At 62.5% G+C, this 17,677-nt stretch carries 14 protein-coding genes; all 14 read right to left on the minus strand.

The genetic code is table 11. The features are described 5' to 3' along the window. Positions 1 to 50: 50 nt before the first annotated feature. The 14 genes from E3T41_RS16510 to E3T41_RS16575 all read right to left on the minus strand — a co-directional run bounded on the left by E3T41_RS16510 (position 51) and on the right by E3T41_RS16575 (position 17,666). Positions 51 to 824: a phosphate ABC transporter ATP-binding protein gene (locus tag E3T41_RS16510; RefSeq protein ID WP_241991224.1), complete on the minus strand. Its 774-nt coding sequence runs from the start codon at positions 822 to 824 to the stop codon at positions 51 to 53. 289 nt (positions 825 to 1,113) lie between these two features. Continuing rightward, positions 1,114 to 1,983 (minus strand): sortase, encoded by an 870-nt coding sequence (locus tag E3T41_RS16515; RefSeq protein WP_233194925.1) that lies wholly within the window; start codon positions 1,981 to 1,983, stop codon positions 1,114 to 1,116. A gap of 143 nt (positions 1,984 to 2,126) precedes the next feature. Beyond that, positions 2,127 to 3,221 (minus strand): hypothetical protein, encoded by a 1,095-nt coding sequence (locus E3T41_RS16520; RefSeq protein WP_134479414.1) that lies wholly within the window; start codon positions 3,219 to 3,221, stop codon positions 2,127 to 2,129. Position 3,222: 1 nt separating this feature from the next. Beyond that, on the minus strand, positions 3,223 to 4,182 hold the full coding sequence (locus E3T41_RS16525) for a WxL protein peptidoglycan domain-containing protein (RefSeq protein ID WP_166787622.1): 960 nt from the start codon (positions 4,180 to 4,182) through the stop codon (positions 3,223 to 3,225). Between the two features lie 200 nt (positions 4,183 to 4,382). Then, positions 4,383 to 5,435, minus strand: coding sequence for a hypothetical protein (locus tag E3T41_RS16530; RefSeq protein WP_134479416.1), 1,053 nt, complete (start codon positions 5,433 to 5,435; stop codon positions 4,383 to 4,385). Positions 5,436 to 5,472: 37 nt separating this feature from the next. Then, on the minus strand, positions 5,473 to 6,579 hold the full coding sequence (locus E3T41_RS16535; RefSeq protein ID WP_092451617.1) for a hypothetical protein: 1,107 nt from the start codon (positions 6,577 to 6,579) through the stop codon (positions 5,473 to 5,475). A 108-nt stretch (positions 6,580 to 6,687) separates the two neighbouring features. Further along, complete coding sequence (locus E3T41_RS16540; protein WP_134479417.1) at positions 6,688 to 9,297, minus strand: hypothetical protein; 2,610 nt, start codon at positions 9,295 to 9,297, stop codon at positions 6,688 to 6,690. A 5-nt stretch (positions 9,298 to 9,302) separates the two neighbouring features. After that, entirely contained in the window at positions 9,303 to 10,934 is a 1,632-nt protein-coding gene (pstS, locus tag E3T41_RS16545) for a phosphate ABC transporter substrate-binding protein PstS (protein ID WP_233194926.1), read from the minus strand. After that, positions 10,931 to 12,223, minus strand: a complete 1,293-nt coding sequence (pstA, locus tag E3T41_RS16550) for a phosphate ABC transporter permease PstA (protein ID WP_092451613.1) — start codon at positions 12,221 to 12,223, stop codon at positions 10,931 to 10,933. Before pstA ends, pstS begins: the two co-directional genes overlap by 4 nt. 2 nt (positions 12,224 to 12,225) lie before the next feature. Continuing rightward, positions 12,226 to 13,272, minus strand: coding sequence for a phosphate ABC transporter permease subunit PstC (pstC, locus tag E3T41_RS16555; protein ID WP_134479418.1), 1,047 nt, complete (start codon positions 13,270 to 13,272; stop codon positions 12,226 to 12,228). A gap of 170 nt (positions 13,273 to 13,442) precedes the next feature. Then, complete coding sequence (locus E3T41_RS16560; RefSeq protein WP_134479419.1) at positions 13,443 to 15,248, minus strand: PASTA domain-containing protein; 1,806 nt, start codon at positions 15,246 to 15,248, stop codon at positions 13,443 to 13,445. Positions 15,249 to 15,276: 28 nt separating this feature from the next. Beyond that, positions 15,277 to 15,819: a hypothetical protein gene (locus tag E3T41_RS16565; protein ID WP_134479420.1), complete on the minus strand. Its 543-nt coding sequence runs from the start codon at positions 15,817 to 15,819 to the stop codon at positions 15,277 to 15,279. A 159-nt stretch (positions 15,820 to 15,978) separates the two neighbouring features. Further along, a complete protein-coding gene (locus tag E3T41_RS16570) occupies positions 15,979 to 16,638 on the minus strand; it encodes a methionine ABC transporter permease (protein ID WP_134479421.1) in 660 nt (219 codons plus the stop codon). After that, positions 16,638 to 17,666 carry a methionine ABC transporter ATP-binding protein gene (locus tag E3T41_RS16575; protein ID WP_092451603.1) on the minus strand — a complete coding sequence of 343 codons (1,029 nt, stop codon included), beginning with the start codon at positions 17,664 to 17,666 and terminating at the stop codon, positions 16,638 to 16,640. The genes E3T41_RS16570 and E3T41_RS16575 overlap by 1 nt, the downstream gene beginning before the upstream one ends. Positions 17,667 to 17,677 lie beyond the last annotated feature (11 nt).

Raw genomic sequence — 17,677 nt, forward strand, 5'->3', positions numbered from 1 at the left:
GCGGATGCCCGCCCGCCGGCATCCGCTTGCCGCAGCCAGAAACCGGCTGGTTATCCAAACCGACCGTTGACGTAGTCGGCGGTGCGGCTGTCGATCGGGTCACCGAACATGGCGTCGGTGGAACCGTGCTCCACGATGCCACCGGGCGTGCCCTGGGCAGCCAGAAAGAAGGCGCAATTCTGCGATACCCGCTGCGCCTGCTGCATATTGTGCGTCACAATCACGATCGTGACCTCCTGAGCGAGCTCCAGCATGGTCTCTTCGATCACCCGGGTCGACGTCGGGTCGAGCGCGGAACACGGTTCGTCCATCAGCAGGATGCGCGGGGTAACCGCCAGTGATCGGGCAATGCACAAGCGTTGCTGCTGTCCGCCGGACAACCCGCTTCCCGGCGAGCGGAGTCGGTCTCGCACCTCCTTCCATAACCCGGCCTTGGTGAGGCAACTTTCAACGAGGTAGTCCTTTTCGGCACTCGATGCCCTGGTACCGGTGAGAGTCAGGCCCGCAATCACGTTGTCGTAGATGGACATCGACGGGAACGGGTTTGGTTTCTGAAAGACCATACCGATGCTCTTCCTGGCATCAACGAGCTTGCGTTCTGCGTTGTAGATGTCCTCACCGTCGAGGAGCACCTCTCCGGCGAGGCTGGCCGATGGCACGAGCTCGTGCATGCGATTCAGGATGCGCAGAAACGTGGATTTTCCGCAGCCTGATGGGCCGATCAACGAGGTAATGACACCGGCCGGCATGGTGAGTGACACTCGGTCGAGCACTTGGCGTTCACCGAACCACGCTGAGACGTTGCGGCCTTCCAGGGTGGCCAGCGCTGGGATGTTTGTCTGTTCGGGAGCGGATACTCCCGCTGCTGCGACGCCCCGTGCCGATTCTGAGGAGTCGACCGAACGTCGGCTCCAGGGAGCGCGCGCACGTAGTTGATTCACGGGCGCGTGCAGCCGCCCGACCAGGCTCGAGCGCGACGCCCCCTGCATGGGCAATGTAAGGGTTCGGTCATCGTCGCGGAACAGTGGAGTCATGACCACATCTTTTCTTTAGTGCCCCGTGACTCGGGACGATATGAATAGTTGAAGGAAAAAATACTGGTGGCAGAGCGAGTTAGAGCAGGTTGGGCAGCAGCCGGACGACCTGGTCGGCGACGACCAGACCGCTCAGCACTCCCACCGGGATGAAAACGATCCAGGTCTTCTGTGCGCCAACGCGAGGAATGGACCAGACCACGGCAAATTCGACCAGCAGAAAGAATTGCAGGGCAAAGGCCAGCGCCCATACCGTAGACAGGTCACTGGCAAGTTCCCGCTCGGCCGGACGGAGAGTGGCAAAGGTGGTTTGGCGCTGACCGGCTGGGTGCGTTGTACTGACTAATTCGGCATCCACCCTGGCAATGCCATTGGGCACAAAGGCCAAACCGCGAGCCGTCTCCAGGATGAGACGACCCTGGTCAGCTCGGGGCGATGCCGGAGCCGGATCGCCGGCATACCGAACCCCGATGACCGAGAAAGTCGACTTGCCCTGACCGGTCAGCACGGTGAATTTCTGTCCGGGTCGCAGCTCCTGAATGCGCGCGAACGGTGCACCGTAGGCTGCGGCACGCCCCATCACCACGCTCACTCCCGCTTGGCCGGGGAGCACAGTGTCGCGGCGGTGACCCGGCCCGTTTTGGGTCGTACCCGAGTCCGTTCCCTCTACGATGATTTCGTGAACGTCAAGGGCCGGGATGTCGATGAGTGCAACCGGGGCACCATCGGCGAGCAGCACCTTCTCGACCGTGCCCTCACTGACCGGGGCCGTTCCCTCGGCCAGCTGGAGGCGAAATGTGTCGGTGAGCTGTTGTTGAGCGACGAGGTGTTGGAGTTGTCCAACAACGGTCACCTGCGCCAAAAAGCCGAAGAGAAGCGCGGCGACCATGGCCAGGGAACTCCGAACGAGCCGTTCTCGCGCGGTCAGCACGATCCGCGGGCTCGCCACCGGCGCCGCCCACAGTGGCGGTTTGGTTGGAAGGGTCTGACCCGGCTTCCAGCCACGTGGAGGCATAATCCGCTGGCGCGGCTGTGCTGGGCGGATCGACCGCAGTAGGCGTCGGGTCGACGGCAGGCTGCGCCTGGCACTCATCATGTTGTGGCCTCGACCGAGACTTCAGACGCACCGATTGCCGGCGCATTCTGGCGACGAGACCGCTGCCACGCCAATAAAAAGCGTGCAGCGAAGACAAGTACGCCAAGGATGCCCACAACAAGCATCACGAAGTAGGGGGGCAGGATCACCAGGGTGTCGCGGGTGACCGGAGTTAGCACGGCTCCGTTTACGGTATCTGGCGGAGTGAAGGTCATATGGGCGTTGAGAACGCCCCACTGGCCAACGTCAGACAGAGTGATGCTGACGGTCTTCGTTTGCCCCGGCTCCAGATCAATCACGCGACTGTCGGTGGGATGGGCAACGTCCATTCCAACGGAGTTCTCCAGCCAGAATCGCAAGTCAGCGCTGAGCGGCCACGAGGTGACATTCTTCGCCGTGAACGCGAGGGTGATGTCCCCACCTTCGGGACCAACGACCGACGCTGCGCTGCCAACCAAGCCGCTCAAGTAGAAGACGCCGCCCAAATCAAATGGGACTTCACCCAGTGCATCGGCCGCGGCAGCCGGAGTGTTCGCCACGACTTCAGTCACGCCAACTAACGGGCTGGTGATGCTCCTCACTGACGGGATTATGGACGCCGCTGAGGGTGCCGCGCGCGTCTCCGGCTGTGCCAGGAGTCCACCGGCAGTGATCAGGAATTGTGAAATGATCCAGTCCGCTGCCGTCCCGTCTGCTCTCGTTCCGGTCACCGACACGGTGTGATTACCGGTTTCCAGCCCGGCGGGCAGAGCCACCGAAACGGTGAATGATCCGGCAGCATCAGCGTGACCGCTCGCGAGCAAGACCGGTGTGGAGTTGACGAAAATTTCTATAAACGAGAAAGGCTTGAGGCCTGTGAGGGTGATGACCACCGGCGCGTTCGTCGCTGACGACCCAAACGGCAGGGCGATAGTGGACTGCGGCTCTGTCGCCGTCGCCGAATCAACGACGGGAACACTAATGCCGATACCGCTGTCATCGTTCGCGGCTTGGGCGCCCGATATTCCGGTGCTTGAGCCCAAGAAAACGAGAAGGGCAAGGACACCGACGAGTCGAATTCTTGGGGATCGGCGTTGGTTGGACACAGTCACGTCACTCCCCCCGAGCCTGGCGTCGCGCCTCGGCCTCGGTGTATTCGATCCAGGCGGCGGCACGTTGCGCGCCCCTGAGGCGAGTGAACCGCACTAGGAAATAAATCAGGCCAGTGAGCAACAGGATGATGAGAGCGCCCCACGGAACGACAATCAAGGCGGTGTCCCGACTCGCGGTGGGCAGCACCCCGGGGTTGATGGCTTCTTTGTCGATCGTTGCGGCAAGATTGACCTGCGGATTGAGGTAAATCCACGAACCAACACCTGGCACGGTCATGGTCAGGGTGCGCGTGCTGCCGGGCAGCATCTCGGGAATTTCTTCCCGGCTGATTCCTGATAGCGGAATGCCGAAGATGCCGCGCACTCGCGACACGGTCGTAGCACCGAGCGCCACATTGCCGGTGTTATTGAGCGTCACGGTGAGCTGGGTCTTGCCAGAAAACGGATTCAATTCGGCCTGATAGGACGACGCAATGCTACTAATGGTCAGGCCCGCTTGAAGTGCGCCCTTGACGCGAACGTAGAGACGAATGGCAACCCGTCGGTCCAGCGAAATTTGTCCGGATGGGGACAGCGCGGAGACAATTATGCCGCCGGCATGGTCCCCGGGACGGGCATCAGCGGGCGTCGTCACGGTGAAGGGAATCACCTGGGACGCGCCGGGCTCCAAGGTCGCTGTGATCTGGTCCGCGCCGTTGGCAAAGGTCACCCAGCGTCCGACGTCCACCGGGGATACGCCTCCGTTTAAGAGCGAGAAGGCGCCGTCATCCCCGTTGAAGGCGTCGGTAGCGTAGACGGTGACAGACTGGGCCGTCGTTCCGGTGTTCTGCACCAGGTACTCATCGGAGACCGCCTGTCCCGGATCCATCTGGTAGCTGTAGCGCGAGCGGGATTGGTCGACCCCACCGTCGGCTGAGGGGGCACCCGCAATACCGTCGGACTCGGCTGCCGATGAGCTCATGGCTTGCACCGCTCCCGTTCCCACGGTCAATCCGATGATGAGGAGCGCTCCGGCCAACAGACCGAGAGGGCGTATAAGGCGATGGATCATCACGCTGGACTTTCTCTTTTCTGCACAAATGTCGACAAGTGAAAGCAAAGGAAGAGGCGCCCCACCACCTCTCCCCCTGCTATCGGGATCTTGCTTTTACCGAGGAGTCGTTACTTCGAGACGACCGTGAGGGTGAGGGTCGAGACGTAGGTGCCCGCAGCTTTGTTGGCTGGCGCCACAAACGTGAGGTCGGCGTTGAGCACAGTGTTGCCCACCGTGTTTGCCGCTGCGCCCGACGCGAAGAGCGACGAGTACGTTGCCAAACCGGCGACCTGGGCGGTACCAGCGGTCACGCCGGTCGCTTCGGAGGAGACGATCTTCGGTATCAGACCGAGCTGAGCCTTGCTGATCGTGTTGGTAGCGTCACTGGCGTTGACAAAGTCGGTGACGCTGGAATTCAGGTCCCAACCCTTACGGCTGACGCTACGACCGTCGGCGACGGTCACGTTGCCTAAAGTACCGGTCGTGGTCGACTTGTTGTTGACCAGGGTTGGGGCGGCGAATACAGCCGCGGCACCGACGGGAACGATCAAGCTGAGCACTCCGTCGTTGGCGCCGACAGTCTGGGGCGACATCGCGACGCTGCCGGTAGTGTCGGTGTTGGCGGGGGGCGGCGGCGTCGTCGTGTCTTCCGTCACCGCGGTCATCGTGTAGGAGCCGGTGCCGGCGGTGATGGATGCCGTACGGTAAAACGCTCCGACGATGGTGTTGCCGTTGTTGTTCGTGCACGCGATACCGAGGCTGTACGTTCCACCGTTGGACTTGACCGTGCCGTAGTTACCTGAGGTCAGCGCAACACCGGGGGTCAGGGTTGCGGCGATCACGTCTTTGGTTCCCGGTGCAAATGCGCTATCGCCATAGGCGCTCCACGCAGCCTTCGTCCGTTCGTTTCCGGCCGTTGCCACGAAGATGTAGGCATCATCGGCCGTTGTCGGACAGGTTGTCGGCGCATCGTAGGAGACCTTGTTACCCGAGCCAAAGTTGTCGGCGGTCCAGGTGAAAACCGTCGACGGATCGGTAACGAGGGCAATGTTCGCGTCATAGCTGTACAGCGCTGCGTCAGAACCATTCGGCTGGACCGCGGCCGAGGCAACCGCGGTCGCACCGGCCACGAGGGCCAGGGAGACGAAACCGACTGCTGCAATACGCATTTTCTTATTCATGTACATTTCTTAACCTTCCAGTGCTTAGGGGAATGGATTAAGCGGTCTTGGCAACGCGGAATGCGACGACACCTGCGGTGGGCGCTAGGAAGCCATACTTCTTCTTCACTGCTCCCGAACGCGACACCACGGGCGAGGAATTGGTCAGAGCACTCGATACGGCGGAGTCCATCAGCGTGGCGAGGCCGGCGTCGAACTTGGCGCTTGCCGGGTCAACCCGAGCATTCTCCACGACCAGATAGGTGTCGCGACCCCAGGTGGTGTCGGCGTAGTAGGGAGCGTTCGGAACCATGGACGATCCGGTTCCGGTCACCGGAACGACTCCGGCGACGAGAGAGCCGAGGGTGCCGGTACCGCGCTTGTCGTAGCTGGCGCCGGTGTTCATGGCGATCCAACGGGAAACAGCCATGGGCATGACCGACTCGGCCGTGAGGTTCGTCGCGTCGTGCTCCTGGTCTTCGACGACACAGCCAGCTTCGCTGATCGTCTTCATCAGGGTTTCGGTGGAGCCGATCTTGTTCAGGAAGTCCTTGCGGGTGCCCGAGCCAGCCTGCGGGATGATCGGCGTGACGGTTACGCCACCGATCTGGAAGCCAGCAGAGCACTCGTAGAGGCTCTTCATTTGTGATGCCGTCAAAGTTTCGATGCCGGTTGCCGAACCCTTGTAGGCGTAGGCGATGGCATCGCGGCCGAACGGAACGTACAGCAGTTCTCCCGCGGCGTTGGCCGTGCCACCACTGGATGAGCGGGCAATATCCACCTGACCGGTGATGACCACGCTCGCAGGGCTCCCGACCGTGGCGGACGTATACGCGGCACCGTCAATCGAGCGGCTGAGTGCCTTCACGCCATCGCCGGAACCGTTGGGTCGGCCGAACCTTACTCCGGAAGATTTTGTGGTGATGTAAGGAGAACCAGTGGCGTCAAACGAACCAATGGTGGTGTTGTTGACCGTGGAACGAACGCTCGAGCCTGTGATGGCAGTCCCGTTGGCGAGTGCGTTGACGACGTCTTCGAGGGTGTCGGAACCGACAATCGAGTAGCTGTTGGAAACGGGCTCGGCGTGTGCCGGAGCGGAGATGACGATGCCGGAAACGACAACGCCGACTGTTGCGCAAAGTGCAATAGTCCTCTTCGAAATCACTGTTATGCCTTTCGGTCTCTTACCTTGGAACGGACTCGATCGAGTCCGTTTTTCTCCTAAACCGATCCGACCGGAATGCTGGAGGTCGAACGGTCAAGCCTCAACGCCTCAAAGTCTTCTTCGGAAGCGCGAAATCATGGGGACAGCACCAGCAGCCGCGAGGCCGGATAATAGTCCGGCCGGTATAGCCAGTCCCGCCGGACCTGCCGGAGGGTCCTTGGGGGTGGCCAGCCCGAGCAAAGGTCCGGCGGCATTGCCGGTAACTGCCGGTGTCGTCACGACCGGCGCGGTCTCAGGCGCCATGACGGGTGATTGGACCGAACCCGGCCGGGGTGCGCTGGCCGCCACCGCCACCGCCGCCGATGTTGGGGCGACGTTCGCGACAGCCGCAGGGATCGGGCTGATGCCCTTCTCAATGGCGGTGGCCGCAGTCTGAGCCTGGGATACCCAGCTTGCCGGCAGCGGGGCATACCCCTCGGGCAGTTGCCCAATCTCCGGGCCGGATATCTGTCCGGCACCCACAGCGTAGCGGATCATATTGGCGTACTTGGCACGAAGAACGGCATCGGTCTGCAATGGGTTCAGCGCTGCATAGATTGGCATGGCCAGGGGGTAAGCATTGGATGCCGCGATCGCAGCCGATGAATCCGGATCAAATTCCACAACCTTCGGCTGGACCACAGAAGGTGTCATTGCCGCGGCGGCGGCGGTCAGAGACGACTCCGTTGGTGTGACGTACTCGCCGGCCGGATTCAACAGCGACGCCGTAACGTTTTGATACCGAGCGGCGGAAGCCGTTGTCGTCAACCCGAGAACACCCTGCTCACCAACTAGGCTGCGTGCGGTCTTGGCATATTTCGGCGGCGTGTAGCTGGTGTCCCAACCGCCGAGCAGCTGGCCGTCACCACGGAGGGTCAGATAGGCGCCATTTTCGAAGTCCGAGGTGTAGGGGCGCCAGGTTACGAGATTCACCGGACCCTCCCCATTGGACCCGGTCGTTCCGGCTTTCTCAACGGGGTCCGCCTTGGGAAAATTGTCCCGCGGCAGACTCAGGCCAACCGTGCTCGGATTGACCGTTGCACTCGTGGAATACCACGGGTTCACGATCATGCCCCAGGGATCCGGTGTTCCGGACAGGAAAGCAACGGCGTCCGGATCGCTCAGAACATAACGCCACAGAGCCACGGCTAGGTCTGACCGGCCTGAGGGAATCAGAAGGTCAGCCAAAGACGTACTGTTCAGGTCCTGAGAAGCCCATTCCTCGTCGTTGATCGCGAGAAAGTCACGATCGCGCGTGAGGTTGGCTGGATTTTTACCCTGATCAGCAAAACTGTGGTAATTCACGTGGGTCAGGTCAGCCCCCGGCGGCAGGGACGAAATGTAGGACGACGTTAAGAGCTTCGCCACGAGGCGCGGAGTGAGCTTGAGGCTCGAAAAAGCTTGCGTTTCCCGGTCTTTATATTCTTGTTTGATGCCGTCGATCGGTGTGACGCGGCGGTCGACGGCAAACGAAACGGACAGTCCAGAGATTCCGACGGGAGCGTACTGCAGAGGGTCAGCGGCTCCGTTCAAGAAGTCTGCGCCTAGGGGCCGGGACGTGAGCGCCAGCGGACTGGGCACGGTCTTGCTTGCCTTGAACGCAGCATCCGCTTCATTGCCCGTGCTCAAGACGAAGGCCGAGTTCGTGGTACCCGCGCAGAGGCTGGGCTGCCATGATGCGATCGCACCCCCGATCAGTTCACTGCCCGAAAGTGCGGCTTCGGCCCCACCGATTTCACAGCGGATGCCGACCGGTTTGAAATCTAGCTTGACGGCGACATGATGCTGCCAGGCATCCCAAAACAGACCCGGCCTGGTGATGCTCTTTACGCCGGAGTCGCCGGTGCCGCGGGGGATGATCACGAGCCAGCAGGACTGCCCAACAATGGGTCGACCGCTCACGATGATCGGCTGGCCACAGCCCAAACCCGGCGACTGCATCGACGTTTGAACCTCGAACTTTACGGAACCAGCTCCAGTGTCATCGGCGCCGGCCCATTTGATTTCGTTGGAGGTGAACTGGGTAAAGAACTCGTTCGTATTCACGTCAATGGACGTATCGTGTTTCAGCACGCCTTCGGCATTCGGCGCCACGGACGCGACCGTTTCACCGCTCACAGCCCGGAACGGAATGGACGTGTACGTTGGCACCAATGCGCCGGTGCCCTTGGCCGTGTATTGCTCGTCCTCCGGCGCGATGCTCTTAAGATTGAACGCCTCGTCGTTGGGGTCAGTGACGTTGTCGAGGACGTTGGAGTCGCGGCCGACGTTGGGGAACGCGCCGTACTGGCACGTCGTACGGTCGGGATGTCCCGGGTTCAGTGGGTCCTCGCCCCAGCACTGGGCGATCTGCATGAAGTTTTCGCCGCCAACGCTTCCCTGCGGTCGCACGGATTTTTTGCCTCCGGTCCAACTCACCAGAATTCCCTGGGAGACCAGTTCGCTGGTTTTCGACACCGTCACCGCGAGGTCGGGAAAGGGGGCATTGCCGTAGTCGAGGTCGTATCCCCGGGCGGCAACGGTCACCACACTCGAGGTTGAGGCCTCGGCCGGCGTCGGCAGCAGCGTTGACACCAACGACATCCCCATGCCGACGATCAATCCGACAACCACTCCGGTAGCGCCAGCGCGAGTCGCCGTCGACCTACCCAGGAACAGGCGCCGCTGGCGAGACATCATTGCACTCATTTGGCAACGACCTTGGCCGGCGTGCGCTTTAGCCGAGGCCAGATTAGGGGCGGAAGCAGTGCCGCTGCCAGAAGGAGGACTGCGGCGAAGAGCATGGTCGATTGGCCGGATCCCCACGCGGAGGATGCCAGGGTGAACGGTGAAGCAACCGCAGACCCTGAGATACCGGTTCCGCTAATCAAAGCGCCGTTTTCGTCGTAGCTTGCCGTCACGCCAGCGGTGGCGCCGGCGGCGCCGGCGGCCGCAGCGGTTGCCGGATCCGCTGAGCCGGCCACGGCATTGGACGCGGTCCCGCCGGTGCCCGCACCGGAAATGGGCGTCTCGGCCAAGGATCCGCCCGTGCCAGTGGTGCACTGGTTCGCACCGACCTTGTCGCATTCCGCGGGCTGCGGAGCTGTCAGTGCGAGCTGGTTATTCGACGGGGAGTCGCCCGGCTTGAAAGTCGGGTTGTTGCAGGCGTTGGGATCGGGTGCGGGCGCTGCGCCAGGAATGCGGCCGATCTGGTCAAATCCGGCCAGGACCAGGTTCATAGGTAATGGCGAATAGCCGAGGGCTTCGGCCTGCTGCTGGCCCTCGCACAGCATGTAACTCGCGAAGGCACCGAGCGTGGCGCCCTTCTTCGCGGTGAAGACTCCTCCGGCGACCACTTCGGTCGGCACAATCATGTAGGAGTAGCTCGACAGTGGATAGGTGCGCGGGTCCGTGCTGTTATATACGCCATCCAGAATCTGGGTGAGGTAGTCGGGGCCGGGGGTGGTGTTGATCTGCGCCTGCATCAGGGCGACGGCTACGCTCGGCGCGGTGGGTTCGACATAATATCCGGAGGCGTTCAGCACCTTGGCCACCGGATAACCCGATTCCAAGGCATAGGAGTATTCGACGTAGGTGATGGCACCTTCGCCGTAGTCTTGGCTGACGTAGCCGGCGACGCCGGAGGAACCGCTCTGGCCCTTCATATTGCCGGTGAGTGGATACTGCGAAGTGAGTCCGCACGGGGTCGCCTTGCCAACGGATGCGCAGTACGAGTTCCACAGTGCCGGGTGCTGCTTCGACATCCACAGGGTGAACTGCGCCGTCGAGCCGGAGCCGTCAGAGCGCACGACCGGCACGATGCCTTTGTCCGGCATGGTTAGGCCCGGATTGTCGGTGGCGATGATCGGATCGTTCCATTTGGTGATCACCCCGGTAAATATCTTGGTGATCGTTTCACCACTCAGTCGCAGGTTCGACACCCGCACCCCACCGATCTTCAGGTTGTACATGAAGGAGGAGCCACCGGCCACAATGGGCATGTACGCAAAACCGCGGGTGGGCACCTCCGGGGCCGAACCGTCTTCGGGTTTGGACTGAAAAGGGATCTCACTGACGGCGTAGTCCACGCTGCCGGCGGCAAAATCGCGACGACCGGCCGAGGAACCGACTCCCGAATAGTTCACGGTCATTCCATAATTGGCGGCAACGTTTTTACGCCACTGGTCGAGGGCGTTCTGCGACCACGTCGACCCGGTACCGGTGATCGGATCGTACGTGACTGCCTGGGCCGGAACCACGGTCGCCACGCTCAACGCCACGACGAAGGCCGCAGTCAGCGTTTGGGCTGCGCGCGCCCAGTAATTTTTCCGCGTCACGATGACGACTCCTCTTTCGATGGTGCGGGACGTTCTGGCGTGGAGGGAAGGCCTGGAGCTGGGTCAGGTTCCGGAACCGCGGCCACAGGCTGACGACGGTCCGCCGCAATCGTGATGCGCCGCACGTCTCGAGCGGATGCCTCCAGCACTCGACGCTGCTGACCGTGGGAGAGTTCTCCCGGTCCACGACCACCGATCAGCCGGGCCACCGCGAATAGGGCCAGCACGAGCAGGATTAGAACGGCCGCGGTACCGAAACCGCGGGCAATCATGTTCGGTTCTGGCGACTTGACGAAGTCGAAGACCTGCAGCGGCAACGAGATCATGGGGCCGGAGAACGGGTTGAGATTTGTCACCGCGGTGACTCCGGAGGTCAGCAGCACCGGCGATGTCTCGCCGATGCCGCGCGCTGTGCCGAGAATGACGGCCGTCGCCAGCCCCGGTCGGGCCGTGGGCAGCACGACATGCCAGACCGTACGCCAACGGGTAGCGCCCAAAGCGTACGCCGCTTCACGCAGGTTCCCGGCGACCAGCCGCAGCACAATGTCGGAGGCGCGAATGACGATGGGCAGCATCATGACGGTGATGGCCATGGCTGCTGCAAATCCAGAACGCTGGTGCGTGATCAACACGATGATCGCCGAATACACGAACAGGCCCGCCACAATCGAGGGCAACGCCGTCATGGCGTCGGCAATTGTTCGAACGAACTTCGCGAAGCGGCCACCAATCTCGTTTAAAAACAATGCGGTGAGAATGCCCAGCGGAATGGTGATCGCCAGCGCGATGCTGATCTGAATCAGAGTGCCGAGAACAGCGTGCAGGATTCCACCCGCGGACAGCGGATCGAGCGGGCCAGCCAATTCCATGTTCTCGATGAAGAAGTTGAGGTGCGGCAACGCGTCCTGCCCACGCACCAGGGTGTAAGCGACGACGAAGACCAGGGCGCCGAATAAGATCACGCCGGCGCTGGCCAGGAGCACCGAAACTACCCGGTCCTTGATTTCCTGGCGATCCGCCTTCATCCCCACCAACACGGCGTAGAACGTGATGAAGGAGAGGAAGGACACGATGGTCCACCCCACACCACCAGACAGGGGCGTGAACCAGCCGAAGAGCAGCGTTCCCACAGCGATGCCGGCTACACCAGCGCCAATGAGGTCGAAGCGATCGTCGAGGCGCACGGATCGAACCCGACGCCGCGGCCCGATCTCAATCCCCTCCGAGGAGGGAATGACGGTGGTCGTCTTGGTCGGCGCCGTGCCAGGAGTGAGAGTGTCGATGAGCATGCTCAGGCCTCACTATCGGCGCCGGAACGCGAACGGGCCACGATAGACGAGGCGGTGAAGTTGACCATCAGGGTAATCAAAAAGAGCACGAGGCCCGCCGCCATGAGCGCCGAGAGACCAAACTCGCTCGACTCGCCGTAGCGCAGCGCGATGAGCGCAGACACCGAGTTGCTGCCGGTCTTGAGCACCTGCCAGTTGATCGTGAAGATGGGCGAAATGATCATGTAGACGGCAATGGTCTCCCCGAGTGCTCGGCCAAGGCCGAGCATCGTTCCGCCGATGATTCCACCGCGGCCAAACGGCAAAACAACGGAGCGGATCATGCCCCAGCGGGTCGACCCGAGGGCGAATGCAGCCTCACGCTCGCCGTTCGGGGCCTGCGAGAAGGCCTCACGCATAACGGATGTCTGGGTCGGCACGACCATCAGGCCCACGACGATTCCGGCGATGAAGGCCGATGACGTGAAGGCGCTGGCTTCGGTCAACACCTGACCGGAGGCATCCGTCACTTGAAAGAAGGGAATCCAACCGAAGTAGGTCGAGATCCAAGAAGCCACCGGGATGACGTTGGCCTGCAGGAAGAAGACGCCCCAGAGTCCGAAGACGACGCTGGGCACGGCCGCCATCAGGTCGACCAGGGTGATCAGGGTCTTGCGCAGCTGGCCCTGGGCTATCTCGGAGATGAGTAGTGCTGTGCCGAGGGCGAGCGGCACGGCAACGCACATCGCAATCAGGGCGATGGTGATGGTGCCAAAGAGGATCGATGCGATTCCGAAGACCTGAGTTTCCGGTGACCACTGCTGTTCGACCAGAAAGGAGAACCCGGATACCTGCAGCGCACTGCTCGCCCGGAACGAGAGGAACAACCCGACGGCAAGCATGATGCCCACTGTCGTCGCACCGGCTGTGACAGCGACCGACTTGAACACGGAGTCTGACAGCGATGGCCGCGGAAGCAGGGACCGGCGCGGAGCATCGTCGAAATCGGGTGTCCAGCCCACCGACGTGGCCGGTTGGCCGAGCGGCTCAGTGGGGTTAGTCGTAGTCACGATGCGTCCTCAGTCAGTCTCGGAAAGTGGCTGAAACAGTGGGAGCTTCGTGGCCTGAGGTCGATTTTGATTTTGGAAGGTGAACAGCAGGTGCCAATTAGGTTATCCACCGGTTATCCACTGGTTATCCACTGGTTACGGGATGTGCAGTGCCACTGGGAGTTGGAGACTCAGCCCGTGAACGTTGTCGGTGCCGGAGGAGTAGTGTGCGTCGGGATAGGCGTTGGCGTTGGCGTTGGCGTTGGCGTTGGCGTGACCGCGGGGGTGCCAATGGGTGTCGGTGCCTGGCCGGTTGACACCACTATCGTGACGATCTCGCCCAGCCTGTGCACGACCCCTTCGTCGGGTTCGCTCGTCAGAACCGTGCCAGCAAGTGCAGTTGCGCTGGTCCGAAAATCGATCTGCGTGCTGAATCCGGCGGCCTGCAGCACGGTTGTGGCGCCATCAGGTGAGCGATTCCGAAGGGAGGGAATCGGGTTGAACCCCGAGGCGATCGCCAGGTCGACGATCCCGCCGGAAACGATGCGGGTGCCCGCGACCGGCGCGAGCGCCAGCACGCTGTCACCCGGATTCGCTGAATTCTCTATGGTGAGTGTTCCCACTCTCAGCCCCGCAGCTTCGAGTACAGCTTTCGCCGCCGCAAGGCTGAGGGACACCAGCTCTGGAACGACGATCGAGGCAGCAACTGGCACCACAGACTGCTCCACCGGGGCCGCCACTGGCGGTGACACGCTGGGAGAAGCAACCGGAATCTGGCTCGCGGAGTCATTCGCCGGCTGGCCCTGTCCTTGGGCAGCCAGCACCCAGCCCCCGGCCACGGAGGAAGTGACGAGCAGAAGTGCGAGCCAGCCAGCGAATCCGGGATGAGGCCGTCTCCGGCGCGAAAGCGCCCGCACGCCCGGCTCGTTGCCCCGAGCGGTCGCCGTCGTCGCGGTCAGCTGCCGTGCAAGCACAGACGTGATCTGATCGGCAGCGCCCAGCGCTGTCCCGGTGAGAATTCTGGTTCTCGCCTCCGCAGTGGAAACGCTCGTCGCTGCGAGCGATTCGATCGACGAGAGCATGTCACCGGCACTCGCAAACCGATTTCCGCGATCCTTGAGCAACGCCTTGACCACGATGCCATCGAGCGCGCGGGATACGCCCGACCTCACCACGGAAGGGACCGGGGGCGGCGACTGCGCGTGTGCGCGCAAGACTGCGGCAACCGTCTCTCGCGCAAACGGCGGCCGGCCGGTCAGAGCGAAGTAGAGCACCCCGCCCATCTGATAGATGTCGCCGCGTTCGTCGACCGCCAGTCCCCGAGCCTGTTCTGGTGACAGATAGTTCATCGTGCCGAGAACCCCCGGCGGGGCACCCTGAACGGCACTCGGCGCAGCCATTTCTGCGCTTACGGTGGCGGTACTACGCCCCGCAGCATCGGCCAGGCCGAAGTCGAGCAACACAACTCGTTCGGGCCATAGGGAACCGTCTGGTTCCGGCGCCACCATGATATTGGCCGGCGACACGTCGCGGTGGATGAGCCCCGCGGAATGTACCGCGACAAGGGCCTGCAGCACTCCCTTGGCCATGGCGAGTGCACTACTGACAGATAGCGGGCCGTCTCTCTCCACCATCTCGGCCAGACTCAATCCGGGAGCAAGCGCCAGGGCAATCCAGGCCGGGGGTACGTCGACGGGTTCCCCCGTGCCGTCCTGGTCTCCGGCATCACGGTGCCGTACGACGGCGTCCTCTCCCCCGATACCGAGAACGTCGACGACGTTCGGATGGTGCACCTCGGAGGCCGAACGGGCCTCGGCGAAGAACGCCGCCCGGGACTCAACCGAACCAGACAGGTGCGGATGCAGAATCTTCAAAGCCACGGGCAGCCCCGAGGCGACCTCGACGGCTGAGAAGACCGACGCTGTCCCTCCCGTGCCGAGCAGATTCCCGAGGCGGTACCGGCCAGCGATAAGACCGTCAGCGGAGGCATCCATCATCGACGCTACCTACCCGAACGTCGTTGGGTCACCACGACAAAATTTTCGTCGCTTCTGGCTGCTCGTGTGCGCCGCTATTCTGTGGCACTGGAGCATCGGCTATGACCATCGCACCGCCCAACGCCTCGATGGTAGCCGCAGCAGCTTCGAGGCTCGCCGCGGCAGCAGCAAACCAGCGACCGTTGGTCATCACGACCGTTTCGTCCAGAAATATGCAGAAACCGTAAGTTCCCGACGCGGGGCCGATTACCGACGCTGCGCGCATTTCCGCCACGAGGCCCTGAAGCCGCAGAACGTGTGCCCGGGCACTCCCCAGCGAACTATAAACCGACGCGCTGCGACCGAGTTCTCGATTGTTGGGGGCGAGAAGGCGCCACAGCCCAGCCTGAACGGCGGCCACATCAGGCAACGTCCGGGCAGCTACCGGGCGAGAGATGGGCGTCATCGACGGCGAACCGGCGTTAATTTGACCACGAAGAGTTGCCCAGCCCTGCAGTCGCGGATCGGCCAGTGTGCTAAATGCCGAAAACACGACGTGACTTCTGCCTGGCATGCTGGCTCCCGTAAACAATGAGCGCACACCTTGTCCGTCTCGGTGGTGCGACGGCTGGAGTAAACCCGGCTAGACGAGAACTTTCCGTCGCTAAGGTGACGATCAGTTGGCTGGCAGGTTACGAGGAGGTGAACGACGAGAGTCTAATCGGCGATTAGTCCGCACGCGCAGCCTCAACTAGCGGCGAAGCGCCTTGCGGGCGAGGTAGTTGCCGAAGAACTGCACGAACTGCACCAGCACGATGATCAGCAGCACGGCCGCCCAGGTCACGATCGGGTTGAACTGGCGGTAGCCGTACTGCAGGGCGAAGTTGCCCAGGCCGCCGCCGCCGACGTAGCCGGCGACCGCCGACATGTCCACGAGCGCCACGAAGATGAAGGTATAGCCGAGAATCAGCGGCCCGAGCGCTTCGGGCAGCAGCACCGTGAAGATGATGCGAATCGGCCCGGCACCGACGCTGCGCGCCGCGTCGATCACGCCGGGCGTCACGGTGAGCAGGTTCTGCTCGACGATGCGCGCCATGGCGAAGGACGCCGCGAGAGCGATCGTGAAGATGATCGCGTTATTGCCGATGCCGCTGCCGGTGACGGCCCGGGCCAGTGGTTGCGCCGCCGCGAGAAAGATGATGAACGGAATCGGGCGAATGAAGTTCACCAGCAGGTTGAGCACGAAGAACAACGGTTTGTTCTCGAGGATACTGCCGGCCCGGGTGAGGTAGAGCCCGAGGCCCACCAGCAGCCCACCGAGGCCACCGAAGAAGAGAGTGAGCGCGACGATGTAGAGCGTCTCGTAGGTGGCCGTCCAGAGTTCGGGCAGCAGATTGATCAGGGCATCCATCAGCGCACCTCCGTGACGGTCGTGAGCGTTCGAATATGGGCAAGTACCTGGTCGACGACCGGGTCAGCGCCGGTGAGGGCGAGAGTGAGGTGCCCGAACGGGCGTCCCTGAATCTCGTTAATGCCGCCGTAGACGACCTCGAAGGCGATGCCGGCCCTGGCCAGTTCACCGAAGACGGCGCCCTGGTCGACCGCGCTGTCGCGAAAGGCCAGCGTGACGATGCGGCCGGCGTGACGTTCGCGCAGCACGGCGAGTTCGGCCGGAGATGGCACCCCCTTGACCACGGTTGAGACGAACCGAGCGGATGCCGCGGCTTGCGGGTTCGAGAACACATCAAAGACGGGTCCGCGTTCAATGACCCGGCCCTGGTCCATCACGGCGACCTTGGTCGCGATGGTCTGGATGACATCCATTTCGTGGGTGATCACGATGATGGTGACCCCGAATTCCGCATTCACTCGCTTCAGCAGGGCGAGGACTTCGTGGGTGGTTTCCGGATCGAGGGCGCTCGTGGCCTCGTCGGCGAGCAGGATGCTCGGCTGGGTGGCGAGGGCACGGGCAATACCGACCCGCTGCTTCTGGCCACCGGAGAGCTGGTCGGGAAAGGACCCGGCCTTGTCGCTGAGGCCGACGAAGTCGAGCAGCTCGGCCACGCGTGCGGCGCGCTTCTCCTTGGGATATCCGGCGACTTCGAGCGGGTAGGCCACATTGCGGGCCACCGTGCGGGAGCCGAGCAGGTTGAACTGCTGAAAGATCATGCCGATGCCGAGGCGCACCTGGCGCAGCTCGCGCTCTCGCAGCGCGGCGATGTTCTGCCCGTTGACCCAGATTTCACCGGAAGTCGAACGCTCGAGAGCATTGACCAGACGCACCAGGGTGCTCTTGCCAGCACCGGAATAGCCGATAATGCCGTAAATATCGCCGGCTTCAACGTCGAGGCTGACATCGGCGATCGCCGTGACGCTCGCGCCGTCTTTGGACGTGGGCGGGTAGATCTTGCCCACATTGCGCAGACTGACTACAGCCATCCGTTTGCCTC

The sequence above is a fragment of the Cryobacterium sp. Hh38 genome (assembly GCF_004403235.1).
In the GTDB taxonomy this organism is placed as follows: domain Bacteria; phylum Actinomycetota; class Actinomycetes; order Actinomycetales; family Microbacteriaceae; genus Cryobacterium; species Cryobacterium levicorallinum.

Coding starts and splice junctions, on each gene's coding strand:
- E3T41_RS16575 (WP_092451603.1), bottom strand. CDS start 17,666: ATGGCTGTAGTCAGTCTGCGCAATGTGGGCAAGATCTACCCGCCCACG.
- E3T41_RS16570 (WP_134479421.1), bottom strand. CDS start 16,638: ATGGATGCCCTGATCAATCTGCTGCCCGAACTCTGGACGGCCACCTAC.
- E3T41_RS16530 (WP_134479416.1), bottom strand. CDS start 5,435: ATGAATAAGAAAATGCGTATTGCAGCAGTCGGTTTCGTCTCCCTGGCC.
- E3T41_RS16540 (WP_134479417.1), bottom strand. CDS start 9,297: ATGATGTCTCGCCAGCGGCGCCTGTTCCTGGGTAGGTCGACGGCGACT.
- E3T41_RS16560 (WP_134479419.1), bottom strand. CDS start 15,248: ATGATGGATGCCTCCGCTGACGGTCTTATCGCTGGCCGGTACCGCCTC.
- E3T41_RS16525 (WP_166787622.1), bottom strand. CDS start 4,182: ATGAGCTCATCGGCAGCCGAGTCCGACGGTATTGCGGGTGCCCCCTCA.
- pstA (WP_092451613.1), bottom strand. CDS start 12,223: ATGCTCATCGACACTCTCACTCCTGGCACGGCGCCGACCAAGACGACC.